Source organism: Aquella oligotrophica (assembly GCF_002892535.1).
Taxonomy (GTDB): Bacteria; Pseudomonadota; Gammaproteobacteria; order Burkholderiales; family UBA11063; genus Aquella; species Aquella oligotrophica.
In genome coordinates, this window is the sequence record NZ_CP024847.1 from 214,877 (window position 1) to 227,915 (window position 13,039).

Here is a 13,039-nt window from a genome sequence, read left to right on the forward strand (position 1 = left end):
ATTAACAATGGACTGAGCGTAGTCTCAACGAAAAATTACGTAAACTTTCAATTCCACTTTCTTCAGCTCTCTTACACCAGTCTTGTAGGGCTTTAACTAGCTCTTCTTTAGTTAAGGTAGAGCGTGCCCATAATTTACTTAGTTCTTCACGCATCGCGAAAATTTTCTGTAAAACCGGACTTTGCTTACAAGCTTGTTCAACCGTAGATTGTTCACTAGGGGTAAGCAACTCTTTATCTTTAATTAAAAGAGTTTTTGCCTTGCTCCATGATAGCTTATCTGCTACAGAACTTTTTAATTTAGCAACTTCCGTCTTGTAATCAGCTTTTAGATCACGGGCAAATTTAACGGCTAATTCATAACGATTAGTTACAATTGCTTCAAGATTTTGCATGTCTGGTAGCATTTTGGGAGCTTTAGTCGTGTACATTTCAGGAATAGTTTTCTTCACCTTAGCTAATTTGCACATTTCCATAATGCGAATCCACATCCATCCTAGATCAAATTCATACCATTTAGCAGAAAATTTGGCACTAGTAGCAAAGGTATGATGGTTATTATGTAATTCTTCACCACCGATAAAGATACCCCATGGCACAAGATTAGTTGCTTTATCCGGGTTCTCAAAATTACGGTAGCCAAACCAGTGTCCCAATCCATTAATAACACCAGCTGCAAAGAAAGGAATCCATATCATTTGCACTGCCCAGATTGTTATTCCGATTACACCAAATAACATTACATTAATAGCCAGCATTAACCATATTCCAAGGGAGTCATATTTCGAGTAAACATTACGCTCCAACCAGTCATCTGGAGTACCATTACCATATTTTATTGCGGTTTCCTTATTTTTGGCTTCTTCCTTGTATAATTCTGCGCCACGTAGCATTAATTCTTTAAGCCCATAAATGTGTGGAGAGTGCGGATCACCTTCTCTATCTGCGTATGCATGATGCTTACGATGAATTGCTGCCCACTCTTTGGTTACCATTCCTGTTGTCATCCATGCCCAAAGGCGGAAAAAGTGGCTAGGTATCGCGTGTAATTCAATTGCACGGTGTGCCTGACATCTATGCAGAAAAATGGTAACTGTCAAGATGGTTATGTGTGTTAAACCCAATGTAACCAGTATATAGCCCCACCATGGAAGATCGAAGAATCCATGTCCAAGCCAGTTTAGAAAATAATTTAAAATACTCATGATAATAACCCTAAATAAACAATGTAGCTGCGATTTTATTTACAGGTCACACAAACACAAGAAGCTAAAGCACGGAAGGGGTTTTGCTATGATAATATTTGTTGCCTGAAGGCAGCTGATTTGAAGTAGTCAAAATGACTACACCAGACATTTACGTAATTGAAAACGTCTGAATCTCTCTCCATAATAATGATAATCAATTTTCAGATTTATCTTATTTAAATACTATTATACCACAGTAATTTTAAAAATCAATTTTATTTGGTAATTATTTCGATTTTGTTTTCAGCAACCTCAATATAACCGCCTGGGATATGATCTTCCCAATCTGGAATTTCGTAGCGCTCGATCTGTCTAATTGCGTCTTTGATCAGATATGCTCCGGGATGGTGGGTATGTCCATGAATTACTGTATTTGCATTGTTTTTTTTGACAAACTCTAGGATGCTTTTATCTACGACTTCATACGTCTCTGGTGGTTTGGTATTCGTATGCTCGCCAGACTTATTTTCGAGCTTCTCCTTGATTTTATATCTGAAGCTTAATGGGAATTTCAATAAGATAAACATTAATAATGGGTTTTGTAAAATTCGCTTCATTTTTTGGTAACCAATGTCTAGGGTACAGAAAGTATCCCCATGACTTAACAGTATTCTTCTATTGCCAATTTCAACTACGGATAAATCTTTTATCAGTTTAATTCCTGTTTCACGAGCAAATCTTTTACCAACGGCAAAGTCATGATTGCCCCCTTTAAAATAAATAGGAGTTGCGCTGGTAAAAGCTTTCAGGTTTGATTTCATTTCTTCAATGAAGCTGTTGCTATCGTCATCACCTAGCCAGTAATCAAAAAAATCACCAAGGATATATAATGCTGTTATATTATTCTTCCATTCTTGCAGTAGCTTATAAAAGAGTTGGTTTTTATCTTTAGATTCTGGTTTTAGATGTAAATCGGAAATAAATATTAATTTCATTGTCTGGATATATTTGCATTTGTTATAATTCAGTAATTATATCATTTATGTTATCTGTAATCTTAAAAGGTTTGGCTCTATGATTAAGCCTATTCGCAAGATGGGAGATCCTTGTCTGCTAAAAGTTTCTGATCTGGTGACTACAGAAGAGTTTGGTTCGCAGGGATTATTTGATCTTTTGACTGATATGGAAGATACGATGCGTCATCTTGGTGGCGTTGGCATTGCTGCGCCACAAATTGGTGTTAATAAACAGGTGGTAATTATCGAATATTATCAAAAGGATATTACACGTTATCAGGATGTTGGTGATTGTCCACGTAAGGTTATAATTAACCCAGTTATTAAAGCGGTAACAGAAGAGGAGGAGCCCTTTTTTGAAGGTTGTCTTTCTGTTCCTGGTTTAAGAGGTGAGGTGAGTCGTCCCAAGTCAATTGAATATGAATATTTTGATGAAAATGGTAATTTGCATAAAGGGGCAGATAACGGGTTTCTTGCTCGGGTGATGCAACATGAGTGTGATCATTTGCAGGGGATTTTATATCCTATGCGGATGAAAGATATGAGTACCTTGGCATTTATCAACTTGGACTAGCAGGGTTGAGCCTGAATTAATTTAATCTATCGGAGAAAGTAATGTTAAAAAAATTGTTATTTGTGTTTTTAATTGGTCTTAGTTTGGAAAGCTGTGCTGCATTTAATAATGGGAATAAGAGTCCGCCACCGGATAATCCTATGGTTGGCTCAACTCAGGCAAGTGATGCCGAGTTTCCTTCCGAAGATCAATTAACTCCGGCAAAAAATAATAATGCCCAGTAACTTATCTATATATCAATCTAATAGATGCCTGACAAATTTTGTCAGGCTATTTTCATGACAAGAACTTGTGGATAGACATAAATTTGTTGGTTTGGATTCATTGCGAGGGATAGCTGCACTTATGGTAGTCTTTCAGCACTTTTGGGAAATGAATCATATCTCAGATGACAGGCTGCGGCCTTGGTTTTTTTATTGCGCAGGGCATGAAGCGGTTATCTTATTTTTTGTTATGAGCGGTTTTGTTTTATCGCATCAATTACGTAATTTTTGCTGGCAAGAGTATCCTCAGTTTATTTTAAAACGGATTATCCGGATTTACCCACCTTATTATCTAGCAATGATTTTCTCGATTGCGGTATTGCTCTTAATGAGTAATTTCTATCGCTCATCATTATCAGGGCTTGGACTACAAGATTGGTTCTATATCTGGTCACAAACGACTTTTGATAGCACACTCTGGCGTGGGCTTACTACTATTATTGGGCATTGTGGGAGTAGCCTAAATCTATCTGTTTGGACATTATTTTATGAAGTGTGGATTTCTTTATTATTCCCTTTTGTTTGGTATATTTCATGTCTGCAATTAAAATTACCTAAGCTATTACTATTGCTTATTTTTGGCGTTATAAATTATTATTTGTGGTCACTTGGATTATTGCTGCAAAATGATTGGTCTGGCATTGTATATTATTTATGGTTTTTTATCGTTGGAATGCTAATCTATCAAAACCTTGCTTTTTGTGAAAAATTTTCTAACATCTGGTGGTGGATAGTTGCTTTGACTTTATATTTCAGTAACTATCTGTTTTTTGGTAAAATAACGTCCAGATTGTTACATGAGATTATTGTTGCAGCAGGAAGCTCGTTAATTATCATTAATGTCATCAAAAATAACAAAATTAAAGTGATTCTGGCGAATTCTGTAATTAGGTTTTATGGACGAATATCTTATTCTTTGTATCTTTTTCATTTGCCAGTTTTATATGCAGTTAGTTATCTTTATGCTGAGAAAATTGGATTAATTGCAGTAAAATTAATCACTTTGTTTGCTGTAACAATTATTGCACAGCTAAATTTTTATTTAATCGAAAACCGTTTTTGTAACTGGTTAAAATTACGGATTGGATTAAGGTAACTTATGAAAAGTAATTCTGGAATGAGTCGGGGACTCGGGTTATTAATAGTTTTGTTTGGTGTTGCCATTTTTGGTGCTTACTACTATTACAGTCAGGAGCATGACAAGCAGCTGGCTAATCAAGTATATAATCAGATGCTAACAATTGATGGTCAATTGGATTCATTAAAAGAATCTGCACAAACTATTATTGCACATAAATCCTTGAATGATCAAATTATTAGTAAGGTAAAACAGATTGCGCCGGATACGTATATGGCAAATCAAGGGCAACTAAGTAGTCTGGTTAGCCAAATTGACTATAACCCAGCAACTAAAGCAAAATTTGAAAGTGCCATTACACTCTTAAATTCAGTTAGTAGTAATCCAAAAGAGATAAAGCGGAATCTTAAACTACTTAGTATTGCTGCTAGAGAACTTAAATACCAACATAATCAGGAAGTAACTGCTTTTAATCAACAAATTACATCGATTACCTCGCAGGTAAATGATATAAAAACTGAAATTAGTCATATCCATGGGGATAAATTGCAACAATTGGAATTGGCTAAGTTAAGTTTTATCAGTAAAAAGCTTAAAGAAACAGCACATAGCCTAGCAGCTGCGTTTTATACAAGTCTGGTTGGTGATGTTCTTGATACGGCAGTAATTGATGCAAATGCTGAGAGCAATTAAGAGTTGGATAGTTATTTTTTATTAGAAGTATAATTAGGAAGTTGAATGACAGAGAAAATTGACAATATCGCTCCGACTGTGAGCAATTTTATTCGAAATATCGTAGAAGAAGATTTAAAAAGCGGCAAACATTCCCAAATAATTACCCGCTTTCCGCCAGAACCAAATGGTTACTTGCATGTTGGGCATGCTAAGGCGGTTTGTCATAATTTTGGTTTAGCCAAAGACTATGCCGGATTGTGTAATCTGCGTTTTGATGATACTAATCCGGAAAAAGAAAATGACGAATATGTTCGATCTATTCAGGAAGATATTAGCTGGCTAGGCTTTGATTGGAATGGTGAAGCAAAATACGCATCAGACTATTTTGATAAACTCTATGAATTTGCTGAGTGGTTTATTAATCAAGGCTTGGCATATGTTGATGATTTGACCGCCGAAGAAATGCGTGAATATCGTGGAACTTTGACTAGCCCCGGGAAAAATAGCCCATATCGTGAGCGGACAATAGCTGAGAATCTTGAATTATTCCGTCGCATGAAAGCTGGTGAATTTGCCGATGGTGCCAAAGTCCTACGGCTAAAAATCGATATGACTTCGCCAAATATGAATCTACGCGATCCAGCAATTTACCGGATTAAACGGTTTCATCATATTCGTACTGGAGATAAATGGTGTATTTATCCGATGTATGATTATACTCACTGTATTTCGGATGCTTTGGAGTCAATTACACATTCATGCTGTTCTCTTGAGTTTGAAGATCATCGTCCACTTTATGATTGGGTAGTGGATAAACTTTATCTCGCTGAGTTATTGCCAGCCAGACCACGTCAGATTGAGTTCTCGCGCTTAGAATTACATTATACAGTTACTAGTAAACGTAAGCTTAATCAACTCGTGACTGAAGGCTTGGTCAGTGGTTGGGATGATCCTAGGATGCCAACAATTTCCGGGATGCGTAGACGTGGCTATACTCCAGCAGGGATTCGCCTCTTTGCTACTCGTTGTGGAATTTCCAAGTCACCAAATATTGTTGATCTTGGTTTTCTTGAAACAGCAATTCGTGATGATCTTGAAGGTGCTGTGCCGCGGGTAATGGCAGTGTTAAATCCATTGAAAGTGGTATTGACTAATTTTGCCAGCGATAAGACTGGTTCACGCGAAGCAGATTTTCATCCGCAACATCCTGAATTTGGCAGCCGCTTATGTGAATTAAGTAAAGAAATTTATATCGATGCTGATGATTTTCAGGAGATTCCAGAAAAAGGCTTTCAGCGTTTAACTATAGGTGGCGAGGTTCGTTTACGGCATAGTTATGTTATCAAATGTGACGAGCTAATCAAAAATCCTGATGGAATGATTAAAGAGTTACATTGTTCGATTGATCACGATACACTCGGTAAAAATCCTGAAGGTCGTAAGGTAAAAGGGGTGATACACTGGGTAAGTGTTGAGAAATCAGTACCTGCCGAGATTCGTCTCTATGATCGTTTATTTACGGTAGAAGAACCAGATAATGTAGATGGACATGACTTTAAGGAGTTTATCAATCCAGAGTCATTAAAAACTATTACTGCATATATTGAGCCAGCGATAAAAACAGCCAGAAATGAAGATCGTTTCCAATTTGAGCGAGTTGGTTATTTTGTTGCTGATCGTTATGATTATTCGCCGGATAAGCCAGTATTTAATAAAACGGTGGGTTTAAAAGATAACTGGCGTAAATAGTTGTAGTAATTGATATATTCAGCCGGGTGGATTTATTTCCACTCGGTTTTTAATATTGACATTATGTACTGGGATGTATATTGCCCCTTTCTTAGATATGATTCGCGCAATAATCCTTCTTGTTTAAATCCTGACTTCAGATACATCTGATAGGCTTTTTCATTATCAGTAAAAACATCAAGCCACAAGCGATGTGCGTTTAACTCTTTGAAGGCAAGCTCTTTTATTAGCTCAAGGACAATTTTTCCTATTCCCTGCCCTTTTTGGGTGATAACAATTCGACGTAGATTAATAGTGTGGCTGGTATTTAATACATCATCAAGGATTACATACCCCATTAATGTTTCAGTTGGTTTATCTGCTATAACATAATGTCTCAGATTAGGATTAGCGAGGGCAGCTAGATGTTCTTCGTCTGACCATTGATAAACGTATGGTGAATTATCAGGATGGCGCTCCGCTGTTATAACAAAGGGAAGATCTTTCGGTTCTGTTTTTCTAATGTAGATATTTAGATTCATTTTTTCTCGACTATCCTCCCAAAACATTCATCAATAAAGTCAATGAAGGTTTTGATTAGTTGAGTATTATGTTCCTGAATCCTTACCAAATAGAAAGGTAATTCGCCAAAAGAGTAATTTGGGAGTACTTTTATTATTTTGCCGGATTTTAGTTCTTCTTGAAACAGATAATCCCAGCCGCCACAAATTAGTTTATTACTAAGAACCATTGGTTTACAGTGTAGAGCATTATTATTGTAAATACTGGCATTCTTCATTACTATTGTCGTTACCTTGCCAGTTTTTAGGTTTGTAACTTCATGTTCAAATATTGGTTTTAGACTATTAGATAATATTCCCGCATATACGTGTTTCTGTTCCAACTCTTCAAGAGTCTCGGGTAATCCATATTTATCGGCATATTCTGGTGTACAGTAAAAATATCCGGCTACGCTTGCTAGATGTCTGATTTTTAGGGTTTGTTGAGTTGGGCGATGGTTAATAACTGCTAAATCAATCCGGTCTCTGAATAGATCAATATCCCGATTTTGATAACATATTTCTAGCCTTGCTTCGGGATGATTTATTAGAAAATCTGGCAAATATGGTGAAATAACGTGATAGGACATTACTGTTGGCAAAACTACCTTTAGCGTACCTGTAGTTTTTTGTGATTTAGCACTCAAATTGGTAACAAGTTCATCAAGGTATTTTTGTTGGTCCTTAACGCCTTCGTACAGTGTTTTTCCTGCGTTTGTAAGTTCAAAATTACGTGTACTACGCATAATTAGCTTTATCCCCAACTCTTCTTCAAGAGCCTGTAAGCGCCTACTAACAGTTGCCTGAGACATATTTAGCCTTTTTGCGGCACTAATGAGACTTCCGGTTTCAACAATTGCGATAAAGATGAAGATATCATTAAACATTTGTTATTACCTGCTAAATATCTGGTTATATAGTTCCTCCATTTTAGCATTAACCTGTGGTTCAGGTAATATAATTTCACCCCATTCGCGAGTGGTTTCACCATGAATTTTATTGGTTGCATCAATTCCCATTTTACTGCCTAATCCTGCAATTGGCGAGGCAAAATCTAGGTAATCGATTGGCGTACGGTCTATCATCGTAGTATCACGTAATGGATCAACCCGGGTCGTAACCGCCCAGATAACGTCTTTCCAGTCACGAATATTAACGTCATCATCTACAACAATGATGAATTTGGTATACATAAACTGACGCAAGAAACTCCAGATACCAAGCATTACACGTTTGGAATGCCCGGCATAGCGTTTCTTGATCGAAACAACTGCTAGACGATAACTACAGCCTTCAGGGGGTAAATAGAAGTCGACAATCTCTGGGAACTGTTTTTGCAATAATGGAATAAATACTTCATTTAGTGCTTCACCCAAAACAGCTGGTTCATCAATCGGTTTCCCAGTATAAGTACTATGATAAATGGCGTTTTCACGCATGGTGATTTTTTCAATGGTGAATACTGGGAATTGTTCTTGCTCATTATAATAGCCAGTATGATCACCATAAGGACCTTCTAGGGCTGTTTCATTGGGATAGATAAAGCCTTCGAGGACAATCTCGGCATAAGCAGGGACTTGTAAGTCTGATAATAGGCAGGAGGTTAATTCTGTGCGACTACCGCGTAACAAGCCAGCAAACTGGTATTCGGATAATGTATCCGGTACTGGTGTAACCGCGCCAAGAATAGTTGCGGGATCACAGCCTAAAACAACTGCTACCGGATATGGTTTATCTGGATTTGCTTTGCAGTGTTCGAGATAATCAAGTGCTCCACCGCGGTGAGAGAGCCAGCGCATAATAACTTTATTTTTGGCAATTACCTGTTGGCGGTAGATTCCTAGATTTTGACGTTTTTTGTATGGACCACGCGTAACTACCAATCCCCAAGTAATTAAAGGTGCAATATCCCCTTTATGACAATGCCAGATCGGTAGAGTACTCAGATCAATATCCGGTGCATCAATTATAATTTGATGAACAGGTGCTTTGGATATCGTTTTTGGCATCATATTATACAATTGCTTTAGCATCGGTAATTTGGAAAAGGCATCCTTGATTCCTTTGGGTGGCTGAGGCTCCTTTAGTTCTGCCAAGTATTCACCAACTTTGCGTAGTTCGGTGATATTTTCTTTACCCATGCCGAGTGCAACTCTGCGCGTAGTTCCAAATAAATTACCCAGAACAGGCATATTATACCCAGTTGGTTTTTCAAATAATATTGCCGGACCAGCATTTTTTAATACTTTATCACAGAAGCTAGTCATTTCCAGATGAGGTGAAACTGGTGTGTCAATTCTTTTTAATTCACCGATTAATTCTAGTTTGGTTATAAATTCCCGTAAATCACGATATTCCATGCTTACCTTTTCTTTTTAGATTAGTCTTGATTCCGTTATAATAAATGAGTTTAGGGCAATAATCAAATATAAATTGTATTATAATCCCTGATAGCTAGATTTAAAATCACAGAGGAATAAGTATGTGCAATTATAGGTTATTATTTCTACTTTCAGCAGTTTCAATTAATGTAGCTGCAAATGCAGAAGATTGCTTTACCAAATATAAAGCACAGCTTGATGATAAAAAAATAATGCTTGCCTATACTAGTAATGCTCCTGACAAATATATGATTGGAATTGCAACAGATGATGAGAGTAAATTATGTTCAACAACATACCAGAAATTAACTCAGTATCTCGATAAAAACTATAGAAGGCAGCCTACAGGCGAGTCTTCAGTGATAATTGGTTGGAATTATCTTTCATTAAATAACAAAGTAGTTTATGATTTCATGGCTGATATTAGCCCAGACAAAATTCGGGCGGATAATGATGATTTATTAAAAAATACCGACTTTAAAAGTTATATGGTTGATAATCAGGCACTATATAAACCTGTTTCAATTATTAATAATCAATATGCATGCTATTATCATCAGCAATTCTCAATGGCAACTGGAATGGCGCATCCATATACGGTTAATGAGCTGTTATGTTCAAAGGCTGGAGATTCTTCCGATACGCTAAAAATCAGCCAGATTGCAGATGAAAAACAGATGGTAAGTAAGCTATTACAAACTGATCTGATAAAAAAAGGTTTGGCTAAAACCAAGATACCATCAGGCAAAATTCTAACTTATGATGAACTTAGCGGTGCAATGGCGGCGAGTAGAGATAGCCAACTTGGCTGTATTGCTGGTACCATTAATGGTGATAATACCGGGTTTACGATCGATAAATTAAATAGTGATGGTACAATAAATATTACATTAGGCTTAACCAGTGATATTCATGCTTGTAGCAGTATTTTTATCCCGCTAGAGCTTAAAAATATAAAACCATTAATGCGGATAAAAGTCTCGCGGATAAATTAAGAAAAGTGTATATAAATCTATTTATTTTGGAGTGATAAAATATCATGAAAAATATCATGAAAATTAAAAAAAATTTGATGATGATGCCATTTGTTGGTATTGGTATAATTGCTTGTAATAGTGGCTCTAACACTACAACTACGGTATATGAGCAGCCAGCACCCATCTGTAATTTTGGTGGTTCAACTTATTCTGATAGTTCTGCTAATTCTAGTAAGTCAGCTTTGAAGGTCGCTAATGGCTGCAATCCTCCGGAAAGTAGCTTGATAACTCAATTGGTTGTTGGGATTAGTGGAACCAGTAATCCAGAAAGTGCACAAAAAAGTACTTATTGTACCGGGACACCGATCGGTGATGGTACTTGGGTCTTAACTGCGGCACATTGTTTAATTACCGGAGATGCCAAACCCGCACTGGGATGGCTGTCCAATGATATAACTAATCCAGCGGATATTTATTTATGGCAGGGGTCTAATTTGAAGAAACCTTCCGGTAACCCAGTGTCTGTGGCAGCTGTCTATGTCCATAGTGCATACTCCCCTCAGTCAATGGGTTCCGGTATAACACCTCCAGCTGATATTGCCATTTTGAAAGTAAATAATACTTATCCACTAACTGCGCTATTAAACACTAATTCTGGACTGGCGCAATATACCATGCTTTGGCTTACTGGATTTGGGACTACTGAATATAAAAATATGTCTGGAATTTTGTTCTATCGTCAGATATACTATTCAACCAATCTTTCCCCATTTGTTGCAGGAAACCCAAATGTGGGTGAACTATATACAGTTGGATCAATTCCGGTTGATGATTATGTCTGGAAATTTGTTGGACCTGGTGATTCTGGTGGTGGTGATTTTATCTATGCTAACAACAAATTCAGCATAGTTGGAGTACACTCTTGGTCTTTGCTAAATCCGGGTACATATGGTCCATTACCAACAGCATATGGTGTTGATACTTCGGTTAGCTATTATAATAGCTGGATTAATAATGTCATTAATGGTACACCTGTAGATTATGTTGTGCGGAATTAATAAAGTTCATTGCGGCACAAATTTAACTAGATTAAAACTTAAGGTGTATTATTTAGTTCCTTAGCATAATGGTTTAATCTGCTTGGACTCTTATAGGTATTAGAAAATTAATATGAGGAAATCTATTTTACGATTATGCAGCCAGTAATAAAAATTAATCAGAATCTACCATTTTATCAAAAACTGCCTTTAAGCTTGCAGCATGTTTTTGCTATGTTTGGTTCAACAATATTAGTGCCAATGCTTTTTCATATTGATCCTTCACTGTGTCTTTTATGTAATGGTTTTGGAACCCTTTTGTATCTTTTTATAACTAGGAATAGAATACCTGCATATCTTGGTTCAAGCTTTGCCTTTATTGCACCAGTAATGCTGGTCATCAGCAAATATGGTTACTCGGCAGCATTATCTGGTTTCTGGGTCAGTGGTATCATCTTAATTATATTAGCAGGGGTTATCCAGAGATATGGCGTTAACTGGATTGAAAAAATTCTACCAAGTGCTTCAATTGGAGCAATTGTTATCGTAATTGGTCTGGAATTAGCGCCCGTAGCTGCGAAGATGGCAAATTTTCTTGGTCCAGTGTATGATAAAAATACTTTAATCGGCTTTATAACTTTAACTGCCACAATCATTTTTAGTCTATTTTTTCGCGGTTTTATTCGTGTGATAGCAATCTTACTTGGTATGTTTACTGGTTACATTATGGCTTTTTTAATGGGAGTTGTCAATTTTCAGGACGTTTATACTACTCCTTGGGTGAAATTGCCTCATTGGTATAGCTTACATTTTAATATTAATGCGATTGGAATGATTATACCCGCAGTTTTGGTGGTATTTGCCGAACATATTGGACATTTATATGTAACAGGTAATATTGTGAATGATAATTTGGTTAAGCGTCCGTGGATGAACCTTTCTTTATTTAGTAATGGTGCTTCTACTTGCGTCTCAGCTTTGATGGGTTCGACACCGAACACTACATATGGCGAAAATATTGGCGTATTAGCCATGACCAGAGTTTATAGTACCTATGTTATACGCTTGGCTGCCATAATTGCAATTTTGCTTTCTTTTTGTGGTAAGTTATCCGCTTTAATTATGTCCATTCCAACAAGTGTCATTGGCGGAGTTTCCATGCTGCTTTTTGGTGTTATTGCTGTATCTGGTATTCGAATGCTGGTGGAAAAAAAGGCTGATTTTAATAATACACATAATTTAACTGTTGCTGCAGTAATTCTCGTTATTGGTGTTTCTGGGGTTAGTTTACAGATTGGAACATTACAGTTAAAGGGAATGGGCTTAGCCTGTCTTTTTGCAATAATAATTAACCTTTTGATAAACATAACGGGGCTTGGGAAAAAGTAATTGTTACTAGCTCCTTTTAGTGCAGTTAAATTTTGTTTAGTGTAGAATTATTGTTAAATGAGGAAAATTATCCTAGAAGGCTCTAAGGGGTAGCTAGAGATTTCTGATCTGTAAAATGTAAAGCATTTTGGGATCAATGCTCAATTACTTAATCAAGAAATATTAATAATAGAAA

13 protein-coding genes are annotated in these 13,039 nt (G+C 36.6%); 8 read left to right on the top strand and 5 right to left on the bottom strand.

Going from position 1 to position 13,039, the window contains the following annotated elements:
* Position 1: 1 nt before the first annotated feature.
* On the bottom strand, positions 2-1,204 hold the full coding sequence (locus CUN60_RS01020; protein WP_102950241.1) for a DesA family fatty acid desaturase: 1,203 nt from the start codon (positions 1,202-1,204) through the stop codon (positions 2-4).
* 257 nt (positions 1,205-1,461) lie between these two features.
* Complete coding sequence (locus tag CUN60_RS01025; protein ID WP_102950242.1) at positions 1,462-2,181, bottom strand: UDP-2,3-diacylglucosamine diphosphatase; 720 nt, start codon at positions 2,179-2,181, stop codon at positions 1,462-1,464.
* Positions 2,182-2,260: 79 nt separating this feature from the next.
* On the opposite strand from CUN60_RS01025, the gene def reads away from it, so the two are divergent.
* The 5 genes from def to CUN60_RS01050 all read left to right on the top strand — a co-directional run bounded on the left by def (position 2,261) and on the right by CUN60_RS01050 (position 6,541).
* Positions 2,261-2,776, top strand: a complete 516-nt coding sequence (def, locus tag CUN60_RS01030; RefSeq protein WP_102950243.1) for a peptide deformylase — start codon at positions 2,261-2,263, stop codon at positions 2,774-2,776.
* A gap of 41 nt (positions 2,777-2,817) precedes the next feature.
* Entirely contained in the window at positions 2,818-3,000 is a 183-nt protein-coding gene (locus CUN60_RS01035; RefSeq protein WP_102950244.1) for a hypothetical protein, read from the top strand.
* 67 nt (positions 3,001-3,067) lie between these two features.
* The gene (locus CUN60_RS01040) at positions 3,068-4,135 is read left to right on the top strand and encodes an acyltransferase family protein (protein ID WP_158649228.1); all 1,068 of its coding nucleotides are present in this window, start codon (positions 3,068-3,070) and stop codon (positions 4,133-4,135) included.
* 3 nt (positions 4,136-4,138) lie between these two features.
* Positions 4,139-4,810, top strand: a complete 672-nt coding sequence (locus tag CUN60_RS01045) for a hypothetical protein (RefSeq protein ID WP_102950246.1) — start codon at positions 4,139-4,141, stop codon at positions 4,808-4,810.
* 45 nt (positions 4,811-4,855) lie between these two features.
* On the top strand, positions 4,856-6,541 hold the full coding sequence (locus CUN60_RS01050) for a glutamine--tRNA ligase/YqeY domain fusion protein (protein WP_102950247.1): 1,686 nt from the start codon (positions 4,856-4,858) through the stop codon (positions 6,539-6,541).
* A gap of 32 nt (positions 6,542-6,573) precedes the next feature.
* On the opposite strand, the gene CUN60_RS01055 is transcribed toward CUN60_RS01050, so the two are convergent.
* The 3 genes from CUN60_RS01055 to ubiD are packed head-to-tail and all read right to left on the bottom strand — an operon-like array spanning position 6,574 to position 9,440.
* Positions 6,574-7,062: a GNAT family N-acetyltransferase gene (locus CUN60_RS01055; RefSeq protein WP_158649229.1), complete on the bottom strand. Its 489-nt coding sequence runs from the start codon at positions 7,060-7,062 to the stop codon at positions 6,574-6,576.
* Positions 7,059-7,967, bottom strand: a complete 909-nt coding sequence (locus CUN60_RS01060) for a LysR family transcriptional regulator (protein WP_102950249.1) — start codon at positions 7,965-7,967, stop codon at positions 7,059-7,061. The genes CUN60_RS01055 and CUN60_RS01060 overlap by 4 nt, the downstream gene beginning before the upstream one ends.
* 6 nt (positions 7,968-7,973) lie before the next feature.
* Positions 7,974-9,440 carry a 4-hydroxy-3-polyprenylbenzoate decarboxylase gene (ubiD, locus tag CUN60_RS01065; protein WP_102950250.1) on the bottom strand — a complete coding sequence of 489 codons (1,467 nt, stop codon included), beginning with the start codon at positions 9,438-9,440 and terminating at the stop codon, positions 7,974-7,976.
* A gap of 122 nt (positions 9,441-9,562) precedes the next feature.
* Here ubiD and CUN60_RS01070 point away from each other — a divergent pair, with 122 nt between their 5' ends.
* The 3 genes from CUN60_RS01070 (at position 9,563) to uraA (ending at position 12,864) form a co-directional block, all read left to right on the top strand.
* Entirely contained in the window at positions 9,563-10,456 is an 894-nt protein-coding gene (locus CUN60_RS01070) for a hypothetical protein (RefSeq protein WP_102950251.1), read from the top strand.
* A 56-nt stretch (positions 10,457-10,512) separates the two neighbouring features.
* A complete protein-coding gene (locus CUN60_RS01075) occupies positions 10,513-11,496 on the top strand; it encodes a trypsin-like serine protease (protein ID WP_158649230.1) in 984 nt (327 codons plus the stop codon).
* 135 nt (positions 11,497-11,631) lie between these two features.
* Positions 11,632-12,864, top strand: a complete 1,233-nt coding sequence (uraA, locus tag CUN60_RS01080) for a uracil permease (protein ID WP_102950253.1) — start codon at positions 11,632-11,634, stop codon at positions 12,862-12,864.
* The last annotated feature ends 175 nt before the right edge of the window (positions 12,865-13,039 follow it).